Annotated in this window: 14 protein-coding genes; 1 reads left to right on the forward strand and 13 read right to left on the reverse strand. The window is 42.3% G+C overall.

All coding sequences use genetic code 11. From position 1 onward, the window contains the following. Nucleotides 1–3 precede the first annotated feature (3 nt). The 10 genes from C3V44_RS10390 to C3V44_RS10435 all read right to left on the reverse strand — a co-directional run bounded on the left by C3V44_RS10390 (nt 4) and on the right by C3V44_RS10435 (nt 19,156). A complete protein-coding gene (locus C3V44_RS10390; RefSeq protein ID WP_106096415.1) occupies nt 4–1,392 on the reverse strand; it encodes an aromatic amino acid ammonia-lyase in 1,389 nt (462 codons plus the stop codon). 88 nt (nt 1,393–1,480) lie between these two features. Next, entirely contained in the window at nt 1,481–3,079 is a 1,599-nt protein-coding gene (lnt, locus tag C3V44_RS10395) for an apolipoprotein N-acyltransferase (RefSeq protein WP_106096416.1), read from the reverse strand. Nucleotides 3,080–3,252: 173 nt separating this feature from the next. Beyond that, entirely contained in the window at nt 3,253–5,457 is a 2,205-nt protein-coding gene (locus tag C3V44_RS10400; RefSeq protein WP_174683117.1) for a glycoside hydrolase family 3 C-terminal domain-containing protein, read from the reverse strand. A 453-nt stretch (nt 5,458–5,910) separates the two neighbouring features. Further along, complete coding sequence (locus C3V44_RS10405; RefSeq protein ID WP_048746305.1) at nt 5,911–6,642, reverse strand: GDSL-type esterase/lipase family protein; 732 nt, start codon at nt 6,640–6,642, stop codon at nt 5,911–5,913. A gap of 88 nt (nt 6,643–6,730) precedes the next feature. Further along, on the reverse strand, nt 6,731–8,236 hold the full coding sequence (locus tag C3V44_RS10410) for a glycoside hydrolase family 30 beta sandwich domain-containing protein (RefSeq protein ID WP_106096417.1): 1,506 nt from the start codon (nt 8,234–8,236) through the stop codon (nt 6,731–6,733). Then, nucleotides 8,236–9,732, reverse strand: a complete 1,497-nt coding sequence (locus tag C3V44_RS10415) for a RagB/SusD family nutrient uptake outer membrane protein (protein WP_106096663.1) — start codon at nt 9,730–9,732, stop codon at nt 8,236–8,238. Before C3V44_RS10415 ends, C3V44_RS10410 begins: the two co-directional genes overlap by 1 nt. A gap of 13 nt (nt 9,733–9,745) precedes the next feature. Then, nucleotides 9,746–12,715: a TonB-dependent receptor gene (locus tag C3V44_RS10420; protein ID WP_106096418.1), complete on the reverse strand. Its 2,970-nt coding sequence runs from the start codon at nt 12,713–12,715 to the stop codon at nt 9,746–9,748. A gap of 162 nt (nt 12,716–12,877) precedes the next feature. Further along, nucleotides 12,878–14,509 (reverse strand): DUF6377 domain-containing protein, encoded by a 1,632-nt coding sequence (locus C3V44_RS10425; RefSeq protein ID WP_106096419.1) that lies wholly within the window; start codon nt 14,507–14,509, stop codon nt 12,878–12,880. Between the two features lie 128 nt (nt 14,510–14,637). Next, nucleotides 14,638–17,232 carry a DNA gyrase/topoisomerase IV subunit A gene (locus C3V44_RS10430; RefSeq protein ID WP_106096420.1) on the reverse strand — a complete coding sequence of 865 codons (2,595 nt, stop codon included), beginning with the start codon at nt 17,230–17,232 and terminating at the stop codon, nt 14,638–14,640. 415 nt (nt 17,233–17,647) lie between these two features. Further along, complete coding sequence (locus C3V44_RS10435) at nt 17,648–19,156, reverse strand: sulfatase-like hydrolase/transferase (protein ID WP_106096421.1); 1,509 nt, start codon at nt 19,154–19,156, stop codon at nt 17,648–17,650. 168 nt (nt 19,157–19,324) lie between these two features. Here C3V44_RS10435 and C3V44_RS10440 point away from each other — a divergent pair, with 168 nt between their 5' ends. Beyond that, on the forward strand, nt 19,325–19,930 hold the full coding sequence (locus C3V44_RS10440; protein ID WP_106096422.1) for a superoxide dismutase: 606 nt from the start codon (nt 19,325–19,327) through the stop codon (nt 19,928–19,930). 122 nt (nt 19,931–20,052) lie between these two features. On the opposite strand, the gene C3V44_RS10445 is transcribed toward C3V44_RS10440, so the two are convergent. The 3 genes from C3V44_RS10445 to C3V44_RS10455 form a co-directional block, all read right to left on the reverse strand. After that, on the reverse strand, nt 20,053–21,687 hold the full coding sequence (locus tag C3V44_RS10445; RefSeq protein WP_106096423.1) for a S8 family peptidase: 1,635 nt from the start codon (nt 21,685–21,687) through the stop codon (nt 20,053–20,055). A 115-nt stretch (nt 21,688–21,802) separates the two neighbouring features. Next, complete coding sequence (locus C3V44_RS10450; protein ID WP_106096424.1) at nt 21,803–23,266, reverse strand: PspC domain-containing protein; 1,464 nt, start codon at nt 23,264–23,266, stop codon at nt 21,803–21,805. 3 nt (nt 23,267–23,269) lie between these two features. Next, nucleotides 23,270–23,602 carry a PadR family transcriptional regulator gene (locus C3V44_RS10455; protein WP_002673691.1) on the reverse strand — a complete coding sequence of 111 codons (333 nt, stop codon included), beginning with the start codon at nt 23,600–23,602 and terminating at the stop codon, nt 23,270–23,272. Nucleotides 23,603–23,901: the final 299 nt, after the last annotated feature.

Consider the following 23,901-nt stretch of genomic DNA (forward strand, 5'->3'; position numbering starts at 1 on the left):
CAATTATTCATTGTTCATCTCAAAAAACCTTATTGTGTGCTCTATTTGCTTCTTGAGGGTAGTTACTTCCTCTTCTGCCATAAAAGAGAGATATTCCTTAAATAAAGCTGAATGATGCTCAAATTGTTTCTTTTTCCACAGTGAAGTAGCCAAAATGAGTTCAATAGCCAATATTTCTTCTATATTCTTCACTACTTGCTCGCATTTAATAGCCGAACTACCACCCATTCCTTTAATGTCTATTGTTTTTTCAAATAAAATTGGACTCTCAATGCTCGCAGGAGTGGAAAGGCGACGGTTTTCGTTCAATATTCCTTCAATAATTCGTTGAAAAATGGGGTAATCTATTTCAGTTTCTATCTCTTTACCGATATTAGAAAGCAAGTAGAACACGCGTCGCTCGCTGATATTGCCCAAGCTGGTGAGGGTAATCGCCAAAAAGTCCATTGCTAATGAGAGAGGCAGAGTATGTGAATTACCTCCGAAGATAACTTCTTGAGTTTCGGGGAAGAGAATAGGGTTATCGGTAACTGAGTTCATCTCGGTTTTAATTACCTTACGAATAGCCGCAATCGACTCTCGGACGGCTCCGTGTATTTGAGGAATAGAGCAAAAGGCTTCGGGCATAGACGAGAAGGCTTGTGGGTGCTCGGAGAGGACACTGTCTTTCAGAAGCATACGAAGATGTTCTGCCGTTTCTACAAGTCCTTTGTGCGGACGTACCACTTGCATTGCTTCCGAGAATGCCGAGAGGTTGCCTCCAAATACTTGTGTGGAAACCGATGCTACAAAATCAGCCCACTGAATAAGTTTCAGCGATTTGCTAAGATTGTAGATGCCATAAGCGGTGGTGAGCTGGGTACCATTCAGCAGGGCATCGGCTTCGCATCCTTCTGACGATAGAGGTTGCCAACCGTATTTGCCTTCTAACTCTTGAGCCGAATAGACTTTGTGCTGTATGCACACTTCGCCTTCACCGAACAGAGGCAAGGCAAGGTGTGCTAAGGCAATGCGTTCATCGGGGATATCTTTGGAATAAACTACAGGGAAGACCCCGTGATTATAAAAGTCGATGAGACGTTGCACCAAAACTAATCGCACCCCACTATAGCCGTAGGAGAAGGATTGTATTTTTAGGAAAAGCATCAGCTTGACAATCTCGTTAGGAATGCGCTCTCCTATGCCACAAGCATAATGGCGCAAGAGTGACATAGAATCTACCGAGAGCTTGTTCAGAGCTTTGGGGTCTTTTTGGAGATAATCACTGAGAAAACGGTGACAAGTTTCGATATTAATTACAGCTTCTTCTGAGAGTTTCAGTTGTGTATCGCCTTCTATAATAGCGGTTAGTTGCTCAAGCAGAAGGACTTCGTTTGAAATGTAGTGTTCCATACGATTTACTCGTTAGTTTTTTAGTCGTTAGAAAAGTGATGCAAATAGAGGTATTCAACTTTGCCAAAATTTTTAATTGCCCGTCGTGCTACGACCTTTTTTCGCGTTTCCTCAATACCGCATACAAGAAAACAAAAAACGCCAAGAAATACGCAATGCGAGCGATGTAGTCGCCCATTTGAACGTAAAATGTGAGTTCGTCGTTTAAGGCGATGGTACCTTTCAAACTACCTCGGGTGCCGTAAGGAAGGGTTTTGAGTATCTCCCCCCTACCATTGATAAAAGCCGAAACGCCTGTATTAGCACTGCGGGCTACACTGCGACGGGTTTCAATCGCACGCAAGCGGGTGTAACTGAGTAGCTGTTTGTAACCCTGCGTATCGCGCCACCACGCATCGTTGGTAAGGATAGCCAAGAAGTTAGCCCCTTTCTTAATATAGCCCGTTACAAACTCACCATAGATAGTCTCATAACAAATGATAGGTGCTGCCTTGCCCTCAGTGTCTACTCCTGCAAAGGCAGTGCGTTCAGGCTGGGTAGTTTTCAAGGCTACTGTACCGCCAAGGTTGATAAGGGTTTCGCCTAAAATAGGTTTTAGCACCTGCTGATAAGGGAAATTTTCTACTGCTACCACCAGTTTGCTCTTGTGATATAGTGGTACTTCGGCATTGCGATTGAGCAAGAAAGCTGAATTGTAATCGTTGTACCAAAAACCATAGTCGGGTAAGTAGTTGCTTTGTGAGGTTGTCTGGGCTTTGTCTCTTACAAACTCAATCATAGAAGCTCCTGCTATCCAGTTTACATTAGGATAGTGACTGAGTAAAGTACGCAAAATAGATACTTCCCACGAAACAGGTAAATCTTGTAACTTAATGTTCTCAGCAAAAACCGTTTCGGGAGTGATGATAAAATTCACTTGGTCGTCTATATTTTCAGCGGCAAGTTGTACCAAGAGCCTACCTACTTCTTGATTGGAAAGTGCGTATTTTTCTTGATAAGGATCGATATTAGGTTGTAAAACAATAGCATTGATTGTCTTTTTGCCTGCTTCGCTATAATTGATATACTGGAAATACGAAATCACCACAGGAATAGCAAAAAAGAGCATTGCCACCCCCACTTTTCGGGCAAATGCTTTACGGTTTTTAGTAGAAAGATAATCAGTTAAGCCTATAAAAAGTACGATATTCACAAGCCATACCCATAGTGAGCCTCCGAAAGAGCCCGTATATTCGTACCACTGTATCCACGTAACTTGTTCGGAAAAGACGTTGCCCAAATTGAGCCAAGGCCAAGAAACGTCCCACGTGAGGTGGAATTTCTCAAAAGAGAGCCATATCGCTACTAAGAAAACGAGCGACACTTTGCGGTTCATACGTTTTGCTACGATATGGTAGAGGAAGAAAGTGAGCGTCATCAAGAGAGTGTTTGCCAAAATAGCAAAAATTGCTCCTATTTGGGTAGAGTACCATATCCACCAGGTGGTGGGGATATTCCAAGTGAGAAAAGCCAAATAAGAGAGTGCAAACACCTTGCGTTTGGTATGCTGGTAATCACGTCTAATGTGCGCTTCCATTAGTAAGAGAGGTACTAAGGCAATGAATATAAGGGCAGTAATGCCGTAAGTTACCCACGCACAGGCGAGTAAAGCCCCTGAAAGCAGGGCGAGGAGTATGTTTTTCTTCATTATAGACACTTAATAATGTGGCAAAGATAAAAAACAATTGCGAATGATAAATGATAAATGATGAAAAAATGTTGTCGCCAATCCAACTTTGGCAAAATGTCTCAAGCTCCTTTAAGCAAAAAAGCTTGAAGTCTTGTGGACTTCAAGCTTTTCTCATATGAAAAGTAAAAAATCTACTCTAAGATGAAATCTACGGTGCTTTTAATATCGCCTGAAGAGGTGCCTACTAACGCTTTAAAAGTTCCTTTTTCGGCTACCCAAGCGTGTTGGTTAGGGTCGAAGAAAGAGAGGTCTTGCTTGGTGATATGGAAGGTTACGGTTTTGGTTTCTCCTGCCTTCAAGAATACTTTCTCAAATCCTTTGAGCTCTTTGTACGGACGTAATACTGAGGCTTCTTCGTCGTGCAAATAGAGTTGTACTACTTCAGCGCCATCACGTTTACCGGTGTTCTGTACCGTTACCGAGAAGCTGATATCGCCGTTGGTGGTTTTCTTGTCGGCGGTGAGTTTGCCGTATTTAAAAGTAGTATAGGAGAGTCCGTGACCGAAAGGAAATAGCGGTTTTATCCCTTTGGTATCGGCGTAGCGGTAGCCTACCAAAATGCCTTCGTGGTAGGTAACATCTTTATCACCTGGGTATTCACCTAAGGCTATGGCTGCATTGTCCTCCAAACGTACTGGGAAAGTGAAAGGCAATTTGCCCGAAGGGTTTACATCTCCGAAGAGTACATCGGCGAGGGAATTACCTGCTTCGGAGCCTAAATACCAATCTTGTACAATAGCGGGTACACTTTTCACCCAAGGCATCGCCATTGCATTACCCGAGATGAGCACTACTGCCAAGTTTTTATTGGCTTTTGCCAAAGCTTCAATCACAGCATCTTGTCCGTAAGGTAAGCCGTATTGTTTGCGGTCGTTACCCTCACAATCCTGACCATCGTGTTTGTTGAGTCCGCCTATAAAGATAACTACATCAGCTTGTTTAGCGGTTTTTACAGCTTCGGCAAGGAGTTCCTGTGCAGGACGTTTATCGGTGATGTCGTTAGCAGCAAGCCCGTCTTGGTCTTTGTAATCGTCGCTAGCATAGCCACGTGCATAGAGCACTTTGGCTGTATTGCCCACACGGTTTTTGATTCCGTCTAAGGGGAGTATCTCGTGAACAGCTTTAAGTGAGGAACTTCCTCCACCTACGGTCATCATTTTGATAGCATTCTCACCTATAACGGCTATGGTTTTTACCTTTTTAACATCGATAGGCAATACATTTTTATCGTTTTTGAGTAGTACGATGCCTTCTTGTCCTATCTTGCGAGCGACGGCAAAGTGTTCTGGTGAGGCGAATGCCCCAAAGGGTCGATTGGCTGCCATATTGGTGCGGAATATAAGTCGGAGGATATTGCGCACCTTTTCATTTACAACTTCTTCCTTTATTTCCCCCGATTTCAGTTTTTCGAGAAAAGGTTGCGCAAGGAAGTAATGGTCGTAAGCATTCGAGCGGTTTTCAGCCATTCCGTCAGTCCAAGTACCAAATTCCATATCCAATCCGTGGAGAGCAGCACCATCGGTGTTGTTCACTCCACCCCAATCGGATACTACGGCACCGTCGAAGCCCCATTCTTTACGCAGGATATCTTGTAATAGGTATTGGTTTTGGCAAGCCCATTGGTCTTTGTATTTGTTATAAGACCCCATTATGCTCCACGCTTTTCCCTCTTGCACAGCGGCTTTGAAAGCGGGGAGGTAAATCTCATACAAGGCGCGGTCGTCTACCTTTACATTCACGGTATGGCGGTTGATTTCTTGATTGTTAAGCGCATAGTGCTTCACACAGGCAGCCACACCATTGGCTTGCACGCCTTGCACATAAGGCACGACCATTTTGGAAGCTAAATAAGGGTCTTCACCCATATACTCGAAATTGCGACCGTTGAGAGGAATGCGGTAAATGTTCACCCCAGGACCTAAGAGTACGTTTTTGTTGCGATAGCGGGCTTCTTCACCTATGGCTTTTCCGTAGGCTTTGCTGAGAGCGGGATTCCACGTGGCAGCAAGGCAAGTGAGAGCGGGGAAAGCGGTACATTTATCATTTGTCCATCCTGCTTGATTCCACTCGTCCCAGAGTACTTCCGGGCGTATGCCGTGAGGACCATCGGTCATCCAATTTTCGGGAATACCCAAGCGGGATACGCCAGGGGCACTGAACTTAGATTGAGCGTGGCACATAGCTACTTTTTCCTCTAAGGTCATTCGCGAGAGGGCATCGTCTATACGTTTCTCAATGGGTTGCGAAGCGTCTAAATAAACAGGCGTTTGCTGGGCTGAGAGCGTACCTACGACACAGCAAAGCAGTAAAGTTTTTATATTTTTCATATTAGTCATTTTTAGTTGTTAGTGTTCTTAGAATTGAGCAAATAGAAATACTACCTCTTAATAAAACAAATTTCATTTTCTTTCAGAGATAATATTTTTGCGTTTTTTTCGTCAAAAACTAATTTTTAACATATTTTCTTCAGATTTTCATACCTCTTTTTAGCCAATTGATTTTCAGTTTAGTAACGCCTTATCTTCGGTTTAGCTTCGCCTTACCTTCGCCTTAGGTTCGCTTTAGGTTCGTCCAAAGTGGCTGAAAAGTAAAACATAAAAAGTAATGTAATAAAATGATTATTAGTATTTTAGTTATTTAAGGTGAAAAATGAGTACCTCCTAAAAAAGTTTGTCTTTTTCTTGTCCTTTTAGCATACTTTAACATTTTTTCAGCAGTCTAAAAGTTCTATATCTCCTATATATGTCTCACTCTTCATTTACAATCTGTTAATCTGTTAACTTGCTAATCTATTCTCCTCTCACTTTTTTAATAAGAAGCGGTTTGAGAATGGCTGTCCAGAGCTTATAACCTTCGGCATTCATATGTAGGTTGTCTTCTTTAAAGATATCAGTGCGGAGGTTACCCGCTTCATCGTACATTACTTTGGTGATATCAATATAAGTATAGCCTTGTGCTGTGGCATTTTCCTCTAAAAGAGCGTTTACCAATAGCTGGTCTTTCAGCTGGTCGGCTTTGTGTTGTGAGGGTTTTAGCGATACCACAATCAGAGGCGTATTAGGATAATCTTTTTTGAGTTTGTCGATAAATATACGGAAAAGATCAAAGCACTTCACGGCATTTACACCTTCCTTATGATTGCCCAAATCGTTTTCCACGTATAGCAAAATGCTCTTAGGGGTATAGCCTTTGGCGATAGTGTTGTAATTGTAAATCATATCGCGCAAAGTAGCCCCTCCGTAGGAACGACGAATGAGTTTCAGTGGGGCGAAATCTTCATAGATAGTATCCCACAGATTGATAGATGAACTCCCCAGAAAGAGTACGTCGCAAGAGAGGTCTTTTAAGCGTTTATTCTCCTTCTGATAACGATTGATATCGCCTTGATAACGGGTAATCCAAGAAGTTTCGTCGCGTTGTTCAAATGGAATAACGGTTTTGATAAGGGTTGTAGGGGTTGCGGTTTGCGCACTCGCAAAGGTTGTTACTAATAGGAATAACAACAGTAATATTCTTTTCATTTGCTTAATTAATTTATTGATGTTCAACTTTGCCAAAGTTATTATAGCCTCTCGTGCTACGAGCTTTGGCAAAGTTTACAATTTCTGTTTATATTTTAGGTATCAAAAAGGATACCACGCTGTTAGCGGGTACTTCATAAGAGAAATAGTACTTGCCGGTGTTTAGGGTCAGATAGGTTGCTTCTTTCTTTTTATTCAACAACACACAAGCCAAAGAGCCATCGGGGTTCTCGAATGCAGTACATTGCACGTTGTCATCAGTGGTTTTCTCAACGCCTATACGGGTCGCACCTTGCTTGATGACTGCCGAAAGATGACTTATCACATAGTAGTGCGAATTGCGTTGCATCGTTTTATAATCGGATGTTTGGATATCAACCGCACCAAAACAAGTTTTGCAACCGCCTTCACGATTGGGAGCTCCCTGCTCGTCGAGCATCAAATTCCACACCATCACCGCCTTGCAATGATTATTGAGAGTTTTGATACCTAGCTCTTGCATATCTTCGGTGAGACGGCGTTCGAGGTTGCGACCATCGTTCCAAGTACCTATAGAGCTTTCTGTAAAGATGAGTTCTTTATTGGGGTATTGGTTATGAATGTTGCTCAATTCGTTAGGATTTCCCCCATAGTTATGGTAAGCAGCCCCCGCAACGTACTGAGAGGCATCGGCATCTTTATAGATATGCAAGGGGTATTGCTGTTGTGAAGGCTTATTATCGTAGTTGTAATTATGGTCGAAGAGGTAGATTTTAACCTCAGTGAAACCTTTGTCGCGCAGAGTTTTCCCTAAGGCGTTTTTGATAAAGGCGAGCTGCTCGTCCCATCCCATATACATAGAAGCCGAGTTGCCCCTGTTGAGGGGTTCGTTTTGTATAGTGATGGCTTTGACGTTCAATCCATTGTCTTTCATCGCTTGCAACCATTTGGCGAAATAGAGCGCATAATCCTGATAGTGAGCAGGGTTCAGCTGACCGCTTGTCCAATGGTTATGAGGTTGCAAATCGGTAAGATTATTAACTTTCATCCAGCGTGGAGGTGTCCAAGGAGAGCCTATGATTTGCACTTTGGGGTTGATAGCGAGAATCTCTTTGAGTATAGGAATCACGTATTGCGTTTCCTCTTTGGTGAGGGCAAAATGCTCTATTCCCTTGGTATCGCAAAGGGTGTATTCACTTAGAGAAAAGTCGGAACAGCCGATGGATATACGCACGAAATTCTGTCCAAAACCTTCAGTTTCAGAGAAGGTTTGAATGAGGAAATTTTTTCTATCGGCGGGGGACATCTGCATCAAGTTATAGCAGGTAGAACCTGTAATGGCAGCCCCGAAGCCATAGATAGTTTGGAATTTTTCAGCGGGTTTTAGGGTGATACTATAAGATGCGTTAGGATTTTTGATGAGCTTTAGGTCGGTTTGCTCTTTGTAAAGTTCTTTTTGGCGATTGGCTGTAGTCAGCAATACGCTCACTTTACCTACCGATGGCTCAACAACAGGAGGAGGAGTAGGTTCCTCCCCTGTGTTGGATTTTTTCTGACAGCTACAAGAAGCGATGCTCCAGAGTATTACAAGTAAAAAAGATGGGAATAATTTCATTAGTAACCAGGGTTTTGGGTGAGTTTTTTATTGTTTTCTAATTCAGTTTGTGGGATAGGATAAAGCACTGTGTTCTCGTTGAGCGGGTAGGTTTGTTTTAGTCTACCAGTATCTCTTGCGTTGAGAGAGTTCATTGTTTCAATGGCTTTATCGTTACGCACCAAATCGAACCAACGGAAACCTTCGAAAGCCAGCTCTAAACGACGTTCTTTAAGCACGGCTTCTTTCATTTGTTCTTGTGAAAGAGAGGTGGAAATAGCAGCAAGTCCTACCCTTGCACGGACTTGATTTACTAAGGCAGCCGCCTCGGCAGTTTGACCTAAAGCGGCATAAGCTTCAGCTTTGAGCAAGAGGATATCGGCTAAACGCAACTTAATGATACTACTGCCTCCTGAACGTATTTTGTACATAAAAGGATAGTGTTCAGAAGGGTAATAATTTTTCCAAGAAGGTTGCCCCCAAACGATAGCTTGATCTTTGCGCACGGTATCACCTTCGGCATCGAAAGCAGCGATGAGGTCGCGTGAAGGGGTTACCCATTTTGCCCAGTCGTAAGTGCTATTGGGGTTGGTGTAGTTTAAGCCGAAGAGACCTGGTAACCACGTTTGTCCGCCTTGAGAGTAGGTAATCTCGAAGATAGACTCAGCAGAATTACGCACTTTTACATCGGTTTTAGCATCGTTGATTTGAAATAAATCGGCGTAATTAGGCAAGAGAGAAAAGCCATCGGCTTCTACGGCTGCGCAATACTGAATGGTTTTGTTGTAGTCGCGTATAGGTTTCTCGGCATATACGTGAGCTAAGAGTGCATTGGCAACCGCGCGACTAAAGAAGAACTTATCATTAGCCTTCACAGCAGGAGCATCGACGAGAGCCTCTTCGAGGTTGGTGCGAATGATGTTGTACACCTCGGCAACTGAAGAGCGTTCAGGGAAGAGCAATTTGTAGGTTTCTTCTACATTTTCAGATGATATTTCAGGGACTTCGATAGGAGGAATAGGTACTGCTCCCCAAAAGCGCACCATATCAAATAAAAGCCACGCTTTGAGTATTTTAGCTTCGGCTTTCCACTGTTTGCGTTCAGTTGTTGTAAGCGAGGCATCGGGCACTTTATCTACATTGGCAATTACTACGTTGGCTAAGTTGATACCTTCTAAGTATTTTTGCCAATCACGTTTGATATTCCCGTTAGATGCATCTTGGCTGTTCTGTTCTATAGAAGTAATCTCGACGCCAGAAGTACCTGCATAAGCGTTATCGGCACGAGTTTCGGTATTTTGTAGAAAGTCTAACGTCCAGAACTCTTGCGCGCTACCTCGTACGAAAGCATAGATAGCCTCGTAGCGGGTTTGCATTTGTGCTTTGGTTTCTATGGCAGAAGAGCTTTTGCCCTCGGCAGTTGTGTTTTTCTCGTTGAACTCCGAAATAGGGTCTTTATCTAAACTGCACGCCGTTAGTGCTACTAACGAGAGTGCAAGGTATATATATCTTTTCATTTTTGTATAGGTATTAAAAATCAATGTTTAAGCCAAAGATAAAAGTTTTGGTTTGAGGATAAGTACCCCAATCGATACCCATCGTAGGACCTGAAAGCCCTTGGTTTACTTCGGGGTCAAATCCTTTGTAGTTAGTGAGTGTCCAAAGGTTTTGAGCGGTGAAATAAGATTGTATCTTGCGAATACCATATCTCAACAATTCCTCATTAGAAAGGTTATAAGCCAGAGTAAGTGTTTTGAGACGCAAATACGAACCATCTTCTACCCATCGCGAAGAGGCTTTGATGTTATCGGTACTTCTTACAGCACGAGGAATGTCGGTAATGTCACCAGGTTTTCTCCAACGATTGAGTACTGCTGTTGATTGGTTTTTACCATCGTACATACCTTCAGTTTCTATACGAGAAGCGTTGTAGATATCATTACCATAAGAACCTTGAAAGAAAACACTTAAAGTAAAGTTCTTATAAGTGAAGTCATTGGTAAGCCCAAAGGTGAAATCGGGATTAGGGTCGCCTATATAAGTTTTATCGGACACTGAGATTTTACCATCACCATTAAGGTCTTTGTATTTGATATTACCTGTTTGAGGGTCTACTCCTTCACTTATAAATCCCCAGAACTTGCCCAAAGGCTGCCCTTCGGTAATACGCACCACTTGTTCAGTAATAGCTTCGGAAGTGCTGGCGTAGTAATATACTTTTTGAAGGGTAAGTTTAGTTAGCTCATTGCGGTTGAACGAGATATTGAAGTTTGTATTCCATTCAAAATTACCTGTAAGGTTACGGCTATCCACAGAGAACTCTAACCCTTTATTGGTCATTTCGCCCTCATTGCGATAGATAGAAGGTACTGGTGAAGTAGCAGGAAGAGGCACATCCATCAATAAATCGGTAGTCTTTTTAAGGTAAGCGTCTACCGCTAAAGAGATACGATTTTTGAAAAGCGAAAGGTCAAGCCCTATATTGCTTTGAGTGGTGGTTTCCCAAGTGAGGTTAGGGTTAGAGAATGAATTAGGGCGCAAAGTTACCATTGCATCACCTTTGCCTGCCTCCCACCAGTTTTGACGAGTGATAGAAAAGCGTTGTAAGTAGCCATAATCGGATATACCAGCTTGGTTACCTGTTTGTCCCCAGCCACCGCGCAATTTGAGTTCGCTAAGCCATTCTACATTCTTCAAGAAGTTTTCTTGTGAGATACGCCAACCGACGGATACAGAAGGGAAGTACCCCCAGCGTTTTCCAGGTGCCAATTTTGAAGAACCATCGGCACGGAAATTAGCTGTGAGAAGGTATTTGCTATCGTAGTTATAAGAAATACGACCTAAATACGACATAATCGCCCATTCGGCAGCACTCGAACCACTACCTTGTTCTATTTTATTGGCAGCGTTGAGGGTTTTGATGTCGGGTGTAAGGAAGTGAGAGGCATACAAATAGCTTTCGTTCCATTTAGATACCGTTCCTGAAGTACCTGCCAAAGCAGAAAGGTTGTGTTTGCCGAAACTCTTATCGAAGGTAAGCAAATTGTCGTAAGTCATCACGGTGTTGTTAGTACGAATATCGTCGGCAGTACCGAAGATCTTACGTCCATATTCGGTGAGTTTAGGGTCAGTCCAATGAGTTTGAGTGCGTCCTAAACGGTCGATACCTACTGTAGATTTGAACTTCAAGCTCGGCAAGAAAGTTACGATAGCCGATACGCTTCCTACCAAGCGATTGCTCTTAGAGGTATTGTCGGCATTACGAGAGATATTCTCTACAGGGTGAGTGAGGTTTGCTCCATAGAAATTGTAGTAATACCAACCTTCCTCACCGGGTTTATCGCTCCATATAGGGGCGTATTTAGGAGTATTGATTACCGAAAGCACTACCCCTGCACGGTTAGAGCCCGTACCGGTAATAATACCATTAGACGAGTAATCGGAATAGGATAGATTGGTTTCAAAAGTGAGCCATTTGCGCATTTTGGTTTCTAAGTTGAGGCGCACATTATAACGCTCGAAGAAAGAAGAGCGAATAACCCCTTCATCTTTAGAGTTCCCTGCTGAAATGTAATACTTGGTATTTTCAGTTGCATTTGAGAAAGAAAGCTGTGTATTGCGGATAATACTCTTGCGGAAGGTCTCGTCGAACCAATCGGTTTTATCGGTAAGCCCTGAAGGAAGAGTAACAGCACCTGTTTCGTCCATCAGTTCCTTGTATTGAGCCGTATTTAAGGATTCTATGCGTTTGGCTACTTGCGAGATACCCACATAAGTATTAACAGATACTTTAGGCTCGTTACGTTTTCCGTGTTTGGTAGTGATAAGCACTACGCCATTAGCAGCACGTGAACCGTAGATAGCTGCTGAGGAAGCGTCTTTGAGCACTTGCATACTCTCAATATCGGTAGGGGCAATCCCACTGATGTCTTGCACAGGGATACCATCTACTACATATAGAGGGTCGTTAGAAGCGCTGATAGAGGTATTCCCGCGAATGCGCACTGCCAAGCCTGCACCTGGAGCACCACTAGGTTGTACTACTTGGATACCCGCAGCACGCCCTTGAATGGCTTGTGCAGCTGAGGTTACAGGACGTTGGTCGAGGTCTTGGGTCTTTACTGAGGTGATAGCAGTGGTTACATCACCACGTTTTTGAGTACCATAGCCCACTACTACTATCTCATCGAGGTCTTGGGCAACTTCAGAAAGTTTGACATTGAGCTGTTCACTTGTTACTTTTAAATCGAGGGTTTTGTAGCCTACAGAAGAAAACTCTAAAACAGCTCCTCGAGCTACTTCAGTAAGTGTATACTTACCGTCGAAATCAGTAGCTACGCCTTTGGTAGTACCTTTTATTACTACAGAAACACCAGGAAGAGGTGCTCCTTTGTCATCGGTTACGGTACCTGTTACTCTGCTGTATTGTGCTTGGGCAAAACCTACAAAGCCTACTAACAGTACCATCATTAGCATTAAATGTTCTTTGAGTACTTTCATAAAATAAAAACATTACGTTTGTTTAGTCGCTCCAAAAGTACAGCAAAAAAACACTTGTGTGCAATCGGGTATTAGAAAAGTACTGCTTTCAAAAAATATCGAATTGAATATTAGCTAATTGAATTGTGAAAAAAGCTTAAAAAAGTACTGAAATTTCACCTATTAATTACGTATTTTCTTCACTTTTTCTTCGAAAGTATCGCGTTCTCCTTTCGCTTTATTCCGTACTTTGGTGCGATAGTTGTACACTGTGCGAAGAGAATAGCGCAAGAATTCGGCTATCTTATTACTATCGGTGATGCCTAAACGAATGAGGGCAAAGATACGCAATTCGGTATTTAGTAGTTCGCCTTTTTTGGGTAAGATTTGTTCGCCTTCTTCTAAAAGAGCGTTGAAGTGGGTTACAAAATGCGGGTATATATTGAGGAAGATAGTATCGAAATTCTTGTAGAGTGCCTCTAATTCTTGTTCTACTACGGAGGTAGATTTTAGCACCTTGGTAAGGTCGTCAAACTGATGTTTAGAAGCCTTTTTGTAGAGTAGTTTTCGGTAGTTTTCAATCTTATCGATATAAGCAGAACAGAGGTTGAAGAAATGGGCAATATATTCTTCTTTGATGAGATTCGCCTCTTCGAGATTGAGGTTTGCCTCTTCGAGGGTTTGGTTCATCAGTTGTAGGTCAGTATTGAGCTTTTCGAGTTGCTGATTACTGTAAGAGAGTTCTTTACGTATCTTTATCAATCGCTTTACTTGTTTGTACACATATACCAAAGCGATAATCAGGGCTACTGATAACACACTGATGAGTACCAGATACAATTGTAATTCTTTCTTTTGTTTGGCTTCTTTCTCTTGATAGGCGGTGTTGATGATGGAATAGAAAGAGGCACCTTCTTCGGCGCGGTGTCGCACATTGCAGAAGGCAGCATCATCGATAGCCATTTTGATAAACTGATAGGCTTTGCTTATATTCCCTCGTTTGTAGTAAGTAAGCGCTAAGCTCTGCAAGGAAGCGTTATCTTTGATTGCATTTTTGATGTCGGCGATAGCAGAAAGGGCAAAATAGTATTCTTGAAGGTCGTCATTTCCTTTTTCTCGTTCTACAAGTCCTAAATAATAAGCTATTATAGCACGTTCAGGTTCCTCTTCGGTAGTTTGTGGCAATAGTTGCTGAAACTGTTGCATAGCGCGGTTCTTGTCTCCTGTAAAGAACTCATCGATAGCACTGTTTACTTTAAAAGTAAGCAACTGTTTGTCTATGCACAATAGTAAGGAATCGCGGTAGCGGTTGGAGGCACTCAAATAAGCGCTATTATTGATGCTTTGCCCATAATGACTGCACAAGGCATAACACGAATCGTAATATTCACACAGAGATTCCTTTGGTAATCGGTGTTTATCGATAGCTTTTAGCAGTTGCAACGCTTCTATGTACATTCCTTTTACCGAGTAGAGTTTAGAGAGTAGGATATGGGTTTCGTCTTGCTTTTCAGCATCGTTTAAAGCTATTGCTATTTGTTCGTTTTTCAGCAAATAGGCTACTGCCGAGTCTGCTTTAAATTTTCGGTATTCGGAATACAATTGTTTGTGCAGGTCGTATTTTTCTGTTGGTTGAGAGGCTATTTTAAGAGCCTTTTTCAAAGAAGTAATACGCTGTTCTTTGGCTTGTATATAAGTAGCACTCTGCTCAATGGTTTGGTTGAGCCGGTGGAGTACAGCTTCTTTGCTCTCTTGTGCCACCGCTACATTCCTTCCCAACAACAATATGATAAAGAGTGTAATATAGTTTTTCATAAGGTTTGTTTTTTAAAACTTCGGACATACTGCTCAATCAACTTTGCCAAAGGTCGTAGCACGACGAGCAATTAAAAACTTTGGCAAAGTGTAGCGACGCAAAAGCGACTTAATTATTCATCGTTATCTCAGAATTCTAATTCTGTTTGGGTGCCGTCACTATCATTTTCAGAGGGAGGAGGGACAATTTCTTCATCGCCGAGGTCTTCTACGGGTTCCTCTTCTTGGGGTTCTTCGTAGGGGAGAGATTCAAGGGTGTTGACAGTTTTCACCTTGTCGGTGGTAAGCTGGTTGCCCAAGGCTTTGATGCCTTTTACACTGATGAACTCTTCTAAATTCACAATGAGGTTCTCTTTCTCCTTGCCTTTTTCTTTGGTGAAGACTACCTCAGCCATAGGTCGCCAATCGGCAGAGACAAAGAGCAATTGCGATTTAGGATGTTCGGTAATGACTAACTCTTCACGGTTTTCGTTCTCTACCACAAAGCGTTTTACAAACACGCGTTCTTTCTCGCCATCGTAGTAAATCACCGAAATAGGTTTCTCGGGCACCCATTTCTCCATTACGGCGATATTGTTCTCGAAATGCAGACTCAATTCGGGGATAATGGTCTTCACGACGCCCTCTTTGGTAATGAGAAGCATACGGTCATCGCCTTTGAAAGCCCCCAGTAGCGTACCGCGCTCTTCGGTGTTGAGGCGTTTTACAATATCGTCGAACCATATCTTGCGCGGTTTGAGGGTTGATACGCCTTTTTCTTTTAGCTCGATGCGCTTGATAGCATATTTGCTTACGAGGTTTCCTTTCACGCCACGCCCTTTGATGAGGGTATCGGCAAAATCGATATCCCATCGCAGTTTGCGCAAAGTGCCTAACTGACGCAAGTTCACGGTTACTACTTCGGCTTCACCATTAGGGTTGGCAGTAAAATAGAGCACACGCGACTCTTTGTGTTGAGGAATGAGCTCGTACTTCTTATCGCGGGTAATACCCGTAACGTTGAAGCGCTTGATATAGGAGAAGCCTGTTTGTCCGTCCTTATAAATCATATTGTACACGGTGCGCTTATCGTCTTTCTTAAAGACCGCTACGTGTATGATGTTTTTCTCTATATATTGTTTATCGGATACTTTGGTAACGTACATCGCACCGCTTTCGGTAAATACAATCACATCGTCGATATCACTGCAATCACCTACATACTCATCTTTGCGCAAGCCTGTACCTACAAAACCTTCAGCTCTGTTCACATAGAGTTTGGTATTGCGCACCACTACTTTGGTCGCCTCGATGGTATCGAATACGCGCATTTCGGTTTTCCGTTCGCGCCCCTTACCATAAGTCTTTTTGAGTCGTTCGAAATGGGAAATCGCATAGTCGATAAGATTTGCGAGGTGGTTTTTCACTTCCTCGATATCAGCTTCAATTTTGAGAATATTTTCATCAGCCTTATAAGAGTCGAAGCGGGTGATACGAATCATTGGTATTTGGGTGAGTTTCGCCAAATCGTCATCGGTAATCTCACGGATCAAATCTTTTTTGAAAGGTTCAAAACGCTGGTACAAGTACTCGTACAAACTCTCTTTATCGGTGTAGTTCTTGAAGTCGATATACATCTCTTCTCTGATGAAAATCTTTTCGAGCGAGGCACTGTGCCATTGCATTTCGAGTTCAGAAAGTTCAATTTCGAGCTCTTGTTTGAGCAGACTTACTGTGCGGTCGGTACTGCGGCGCAACACTTCTGAAACGGTGAGAAAATGCGGTTTGTTGTCCTCAATCACACAGGTAATGGGCGAAATAGCCGTTTCGCAGGCAGTGAAGGCGTAGAGTGCATCGATAGTCTTATCGGGCGACGTGCCGTTGGGCAAGTGCACCAATATCTCTACATTGGCAGCTGTGTTATCGTCTACCTTTTTGATTTTTATCTTGCCTTTTTCGTTGGCTTTCAGTATAGAGTCGATGAGCGAGGTAGTGGTGGTAGTAAACGGAATTTCGGTGATGCAAAGCGTACTCTTGTCGAGTTGTGAAATCTTAGCACGCACCCGCACACGTCCGCCTCTTGCCCCATCGTTATAGCCACTTACGTCCATAATACCCGCAGTAGGGAAATCGGGGTATAACTCAAAAGGTTTATTTTTGAGGTAAGCAATGGAAGCCTCAATAAGCTCGATGAAGTTGTGAGGCAATATCTTGGTAGAAAGACCCACAGCTATCCCCTCGGTACCTTGTGCCAAGAGGAGCGGGAACTTCACCGGCAAGCTGATAGGCTCTTTCTTACGACCATCATAGCTGGATTGCCATTCGGTTACCTTAGGGCTAAACACCACATCGAGGGCAAACTTAGAAAGGCGAGCTTCGATATAACGAGGAGCTGCCGCATCGTCACCTGTGAGGATATTTCCCCAGTTACCTTGCGTATCGATGAGCAAGTCCTTCTGACCGATTTGTACAATAGCATCGCCTATACTCGCATCGCCGTGAGGGTGATACTGCATTGTATTCCCCACGACGTTAGCCACCTTGTTGTAGCGACCATCGTCTAATTCTTTAAGCGAGTGCATAATACGGCGTTGTACGGGCTTAAAGCCATCTTCGATTGCTGGTACAGCCCGTTCGAGGATTACGTACGAAGCATAATCCAAGAACCAATCTTGGTACATACCTGTGACTTTAATGATGCTATCTCCTTGTGGAGTAGTGTTTTGATGTGTATTGTCTTCCATCGGAACAGATGTTGTTTAAAGTGCAAAAATAGAAAATAATTAGCAAATGACAAAAAATGGGATTTATGTAAAAAGTAAAAGAAAGAGATGACGAATGATGAATGACGAATGATGAATGACGAATGACGAAGGTAATGCGAAGGGGATTTCAACTTTGGCAAAGTATGTAGCGACGGAAAGGCGAAGGTAAGGCGAACGATGAGTGGGGCTTCAGTGGGTCTACAGTGGGTCTACAGTGGGTCTACAATGACTAAAGAACGAACAAAAGACGGAGCGAGCTACACGGGCAGATGAAGAATAAACGAAAGAAAAGCGGAAATAGAAGGGAGAATAAAAGAAAAAGTATTGATATTACATCGCTCCAAAAAAGTATCTACCTTTTTTGGAGCGAATTTTATTATTGATTGTTAAAGCACTATTTTCTGTTTTTAATATTGTCGAGCATTGTTTTGAGTCTGGTGAGCTCTTCGGGATGGTCTTTTGCTACATTGTAGAGCTCCATTATGTCTTCTTTGAGGTCGTACAATCGGGGCTCAGGATAGTTGCCCAGATGTGTGCGAGTGAGGGGTTGATAAGAGGGGTTGTCGCTGGGGACTACATATTTCCAACGACCATCGGTGATGGAGAGCGCTCCCCCAGAGGCTATTACATAAGGGCGACCTTTCTTGTCCTTGCCTAAGAAAGCTTTGAGGTAATCTTCGCTATCGGTGGCTGCTCCTGCGGGTATCTCAGCACCAATAAATTTACTTAAAGAGGCAAAGAGGTCGATATGTGAAAGCAAAGCGTCGGAAGTACCTTTTTTCACTATCTTAGGATAGCGTACGATAAAGGGCACACGCGTACCCGCTTCGTAATTGCTGTACTTGCCTCCGTGGTTGTGAAAAGCTCCCCACGGACGATGTCTGCCTAAGAGCTCTTCGGCTTGATCTTGATAACCATCGTCTATCACAGGACCGTTGTCGCTGGTGATAATGATGAGCGTATTATCGTATAGCTTATTAGCTTTGAGGGCTTTTACGATTTCACCCACTGTCCAGTCGAATTGGAGAATTGCATCACCGCGGTAACCCATACCACTTTTGCCTACAAAACGCGGATTGGGGTAGCGAGGTACGTGTATATCATTAGTACCCACATAGAGAAAGAAAGGTTGTGATTTGTGATTTTCGATGTATTTTACCGTTTTGGCTACAATGGTATCGGCGAGATATTCGTCCGTCCAGAGCGCTTTGCCACCTCCTTTCATATAGCCGATACGCGAAATGCCGTTCACTATGGCTTGGTCGTGACCGTGGTGTAAGGAAGGTTTGAGTTTAGTGAGCAGTTCGGGGTTGTTCTTACCCGTAGGTTCACCTTCAAAAGGCAGGCTATAACTCACTTCGATGGGTGCTGAGGGGTCGTAATTGGCTACGCATTGGTTTTCTATCCACACGCAAGGTACACGGTCGGCTGTGGCAGCCATTATGCAGGAATATTCGAAGCCTATATCGGAAGGTCCAGGAGTGATAAAGCCGTTCCAATCCTGTTTACCGCGTTCGCCTCCTAAGCCCAAGTGCCATTTGCCAATAGCGCCAGTAGTATAGCCTGCTGCTTTGAACACATCGGCAATGGTGGTTTGCTCAGGACGAATGACCATAGCAGCATCACCAGGAGCAATACCGGTGTCATTGCGTCGCCAATTGTACAAGCCCGTGAAGAGTGAATAGCGCGAAGGTGTGCAAGTGGCAGCGGTGGAATGTACGTTCGTAAAGACCATTCCTTGTTTGGCGAGTGAGGCTACCTGCGGAGTATGAATTGTCTTTTCGCCATAGCAACTTAGGTCGCCATAGCCTAAATCATCGGCTACAATGATGATGACGTTAGGTTTTTGGGCATAAGTAGCCAAAATAAAGCTATAAAGGAGAAAAAAGATACAATGTTTCATAATTATAGGGTAGCGGGTTTTTGTAAAAGAAAAATACCTTGCAAAAGTACGAAAATAATTATACTTTCCAAAATATAATTATACCTATATAAAGAAAATCTATCATTAAAGTATCTCAACCAATTAACTTTTATAGTACTTTTGCTAAAAATTTAAAAAGAAAATACTATGTTTACATTACCTAAATTACCGTATGCTTACAATGCGCTTGAACCTTACATCGATGCGCGTACAATGGAAATACATCATACTAAGCACCACAACGCTTATACTACGAACCTGAATACGGCTTTGGCTCCAGCAGGGGTAGAAGGCAAAACTATTGAGGAAATTCTTACCTCACTTGATATGAACAATGCTGCTCTTCGCAATAACGCTGGCGGTTTTTACAATCACAATCTTTTCTGGGAAGTGATGAGCCCTAATGGCGGAGGTAAACCTACGGGAGAATTGGCTAAGGCAATTGAAGAGGCTTTTGGAAGTTTTGAAGCTTTCAAAGAAGTTTTTAGCAAGGCTGCGGCTACTCGTTTTGGCTCTGGTTGGGCGTGGCTTTGTGTACACAAAGGAGGTAAACTTGAGATTTGCTCTACTGCAAACCAAGATAACCCGCTAATGCCTAACACTGGTTGCGGAGGTTTTCCTATCTTGGGATTAGATGTGTGGGAACACGCTTATTACTTGCACTATCAGAACCGTCGTCCTGACTATATTGAGGCATTTTTTAACGTGATTAATTGGGCGAAAGTTGCCGAGCTTTACAACGCTCATAAATAAGTCGTAGCAGTCGTAGCACGACAGGCATTTAAAATGCTAATGACTTATGAATAACAAGCAAATATGAAAAAAGCCGTGTGAGAATTTCTCATACGGCTTTTTTCATTGTATTATATAAATTTCTATTTGCTAAGTTTTGTTTTAGTAATTTTAGCGGCTAAGATTACTGCATTTTTAGCATTTACAATAGTACCTGTAGTAGAAAGGTCGGCGAAGTTCATTTCTTTGCGTTTTTTACCTTCATCATCATCTTCACCTACGAATACTTTCATATCTACTTTTACACCAGACTCCATAATAATTTTCTTCACTTCGGCTGCACTGAGACTTGGGAAGTAAGAACGCAACAAGGCTGCAACTCCGGCTACTTCAGGAGAAGCCATTGAGGTTCCTTGCAAGAACTCGTATTTATTCTCAGGAGTGGTAGAATAGATTTTTACCCCAGGGGCAAATACATCGACATTGCGTTTACCATAGTTTGAGAAAGAGGCTACTAAATTCTTGTTATATTCATAGTTCAAAGCCCCTACGGTAAGGAAGTTATCGGAGATTTCTTTCTTGTTTACTTCGTCGTTAGGATAAGTATCTTTCACGTCGATATCTTGAGAGTCGTTACCCGCAGCGTTTACGATAAGAACATCTTTAGAAGCTGCGTATTTGATAGCGTCATACACCCATTCTTTGTGAGGAGAGAAAGCTTTACCAAAGCTGGTGTTTATCACTTTGGCTCCGTTATCTACTGCATAGCGCAAAGCAAGAGCGACATCTTTGTCGTACTCATCACCATCGGGGACAGCACGTACTGCCATAATAAGCACATTATCAGCAACCCCATTCATACCGATTCCGTTATTGCGTTCAGCACCAATGATACCTGCCACGTGTGTGCCGTGTAAGGCATCTTTGGTATTGGGGCCTATTACGTTATTATTGCCGTAATACTTTTTGGTAAAGTCGTTTTCATTATCTTTTAAGATAGTTTTACGAGGTGAAAAATCGGGGTTGAGGTGATATTTCAGTTTTGTATCGAAATACTCGATAGCGTCGTTGAGTTCTTTTTTGATATCACCAGAATTAGAGACATCTGCTAATAGCTGTTTCATAAACTGAATCATCTCGGTAGTGGGAGCATCGAAAGTTTTGCCTTTTGTAGCAGCATCGATGTCTTTGGCGGTATACACTTCTTTACCTGTGATTTTACGCAAGTTGTTATCGGCAAACTCAGTTATTTGGATAAGTTGCTCATAATAGCCTTTGCGTTTTTTAGTTTCAGCAGTTTCTTTATCGAATTCTTTTTTAGCATTGGCATAATCAGGATTTTTCTTATCCTTAGTTTTGTAAATACGAGTCATCTCGGTATTTTCTTGCGCTATATTACCGAGGAAGTTCCAGCCGTGTACGTCGTCTACATAACCGTTTTTGTCGTCGTCAATTCCGTTGTCAGGAATTTCTTTAGTGTTTACCCACACTACGTTTTTAAGGTCTTCGTGGTTGATATCCACACCGGAATCTACCACTCCTACAATTACTTTTTTAGGGGTAAGACCTTTGAGTAGGGCATAGGCTTCTTGCAAGTTCAGCCCAGGGAAGTTTTGTTTAAAACCTTCGTGAGGCCAACCTTTGAGGGTAGCATCATTGTAAGTTTTCTGAGCTGAAGATGTTGCGGGAGCTTTGTCCATATCGGCACTAACTTTAGTAGCCCGACAGCCCACAAATAGGAAAGTTGCTAAGGCAACCCAGATAAATGATTTTTTCATTCTATTAGTTAATTACGTATTTAAATTCTATAGATTTTCATCTTATAACAAAAACCGTGCAAAAGTACGAAAAATATTAATAACCAATGAATAATTAACATTTTTTATTTTTGTATTATTTTGCCGTTACCTCGTAAATACTGTCTTTGCTTACCTTGTAAAGGCCGTTTTCGTTTAACCATCTTCTTCCTTTTTGAGAAAAAAAGGTCTCATTAAGGGTGCGGACGTAAGTGCCAATAGGTACAAAAAGTTTTATTTTTACCTCTTGCCCCCGATATACATTTCCTTTGGCAATTTGGTAATAATAAGGAAAGCTAATGTGATTCCCTTTGATAGTGAGCGGGTAGATGGGACTTTGGGCATTTTTTTTAGCTTCCACAGTATTGCTCCCACGAGCCGTTCTGATATATTGCAAATAGGGGACTGCGCCTTGCGGAAGGGTATCTATGAAAAAAGAACAATCTTTTACCATTAGGGTATCGGTATTGATGGGTATTATAGGGGAATTGAAGCCGTATTCTTTACGTATCTTTTCCGCCACTAAGGTATCAGAAGGGGTGGTGAGGGGTATTTTTTCTTCCACATGTGTTTTTGTTATAAACTCCTTGCCCAATGTTCCTCCTACGGTTAGCAACCCGATGAGTCCTATCACAAGTGCCAACACATTGGCTATTACCCAAATTTTAGGAGTGCGAAAACTCTTAATAAAGAGTTTTAAACTGAGTAATACCACCACCGAAACAGGTAGCAAAAACAATAATATCAACGAGAGGTACAACAAAGAGCGTTGCCAAGTTGCCGTCACTATAAAGGGGAGAAAATCGTTAAGGGCAAGCAGACTAATGCTTCCGAATACAGTTATACCAAATAAGGAGAGCACTACGGCTACTAAGGATATAAACAATGGCAATAGTAATAGAATTGCGATAAAGTAGAGTATTACTTTTAGTAAGACAGGGAAGCCATTCCTTTGAGGTTTTAGGGTTTCTTTGCCCGTAAAAGAGAAGTTAGAAAGGGTATCGATGGTTACGGCTTCACCTTTCATTTCTAACTTCTGAGCGACTGTGCGTGCAGGGGGAACCACAGCCCAAAACGCAATATACAAAAGCAACAGAGCGGAGGTAAAAAAGTGAAGAATGAAGATATTCACCAGTAAGACCAATAGAAAGAAGATGCGTACCCAAGCAACGTCGTATTGAAGGTAATGGGCTATGCCTGAGAGTACGCCACCGATTTTCTTATCATCGATATCGCGGTATAGCTTTCGCCCTTTCAAAGAAGAAAAGGTAAATTTGGTTTCAGTAGGAGGGGTTTCTTCACCCTCGACGTATTGTTCGGGGCGACCTAATACTTCTATAAGATATTGTACGTCTTGACCGATTACTACTTCGCGCTCTTTAAGACGAACTTTGAGTAGTTCAGCCATACGCTGCTCTACATCGTAGAGAATTTCTTCTCTATCGGTATTTTGGTTCAAATGATTACGCACCTCATTGAGATAGTTATTGAGGGCATTGTAGGCGGTTTCTTCGATGATAAAAGAAAAACCACCCAAACTAATGTTTTTTACTTTGTCCATAATTTAAATAATTTTATCAATCATTGTTTGTAAATCACGCCAGGCTTTTACGGTTTCGTTTAGGAAGCGTCTGCCTGATTCGGTTAGTATGTAGTATTTACGAGGAGGTCCTGAAGTAGATTCTTTCCATTGATAGGTAAGTAGCCCGCTGTTTTTCAATCGGGTAAGCAAAGGGTATAACGTTCCTTCGACCACTATCATATCGGCTGTTTTGAGCGCCTCAATCAGGTCGGAAACGTAAGCTTCTTTGTTTTTGTCAATAATGGAAAGAATACACATTTCTAAGATGCCTTTGCGCATCTGTGTTCTTGTTTTTTCGACATTAAATTCTTCCATAGTTTTGATGTTTTTAAATTCGGGGCAAAGATACGACAAAAATAAGTATTATGCAATACATAGTACCAAAAATAATCAATATTTTTGTAATAGAAGTGCTTAAGTCACTGATTTATTGATAGAAAGAAAAGGTAAGAAAAAGATATATTTTTTTGGTGGTAGAGATGTATTTTGGGTATGGGGAGCTTATAGAGAGCTTATAGGAAGCTTATACGAATCTTGGACGATTGGTATAGGAAGGGTGTATAATGCACTATGTATGAGAGGAATAGAGGGCGAAGAAAAACGACATTAAAAGT

The organism is Capnocytophaga sp. oral taxon 864 (genome assembly GCF_002998835.1).
Classification (GTDB): domain Bacteria; phylum Bacteroidota; class Bacteroidia; order Flavobacteriales; family Flavobacteriaceae; genus Capnocytophaga; species Capnocytophaga ochracea.

Coding starts and splice junctions, on each gene's coding strand:
- C3V44_RS10390 (WP_106096415.1), bottom strand. CDS start 1,392: ATGGAACACTACATTTCAAACGAAGTCCTTCTGCTTGAGCAACTAACC.
- lnt (WP_106096416.1), bottom strand. CDS start 3,079: ATGAAGAAAAACATACTCCTCGCCCTGCTTTCAGGGGCTTTACTCGCC.
- C3V44_RS10400 (WP_174683117.1), bottom strand. CDS start 5,457: ATGACTAATATGAAAAATATAAAAACTTTACTGCTTTGCTGTGTCGTA.
- C3V44_RS10405 (WP_048746305.1), bottom strand. CDS start 6,642: ATGAAAAGAATATTACTGTTGTTATTCCTATTAGTAACAACCTTTGCG.
- C3V44_RS10410 (WP_106096417.1), bottom strand. CDS start 8,236: ATGAAATTATTCCCATCTTTTTTACTTGTAATACTCTGGAGCATCGCT.
- C3V44_RS10415 (WP_106096663.1), bottom strand. CDS start 9,732: ATGAAAAGATATATATACCTTGCACTCTCGTTAGTAGCACTAACGGCG.
- C3V44_RS10420 (WP_106096418.1), bottom strand. CDS start 12,715: ATGAAAGTACTCAAAGAACATTTAATGCTAATGATGGTACTGTTAGTA.
- C3V44_RS10425 (WP_106096419.1), bottom strand. CDS start 14,509: ATGAAAAACTATATTACACTCTTTATCATATTGTTGTTGGGAAGGAAT.
- C3V44_RS10430 (WP_106096420.1), bottom strand. CDS start 17,232: ATGGAAGACAATACACATCAAAACACTACTCCACAAGGAGATAGCATC.
- C3V44_RS10435 (WP_106096421.1), bottom strand. CDS start 19,156: ATGAAACATTGTATCTTTTTTCTCCTTTATAGCTTTATTTTGGCTACT.
- C3V44_RS10440 (WP_106096422.1), top strand. CDS start 19,325: ATGTTTACATTACCTAAATTACCGTATGCTTACAATGCGCTTGAACCT.
- C3V44_RS10445 (WP_106096423.1), bottom strand. CDS start 21,687: ATGAAAAAATCATTTATCTGGGTTGCCTTAGCAACTTTCCTATTTGTG.
- C3V44_RS10450 (WP_106096424.1), bottom strand. CDS start 23,266: ATGGACAAAGTAAAAAACATTAGTTTGGGTGGTTTTTCTTTTATCATC.
- C3V44_RS10455 (WP_002673691.1), bottom strand. CDS start 23,602: ATGGAAGAATTTAATGTCGAAAAAACAAGAACACAGATGCGCAAAGGC.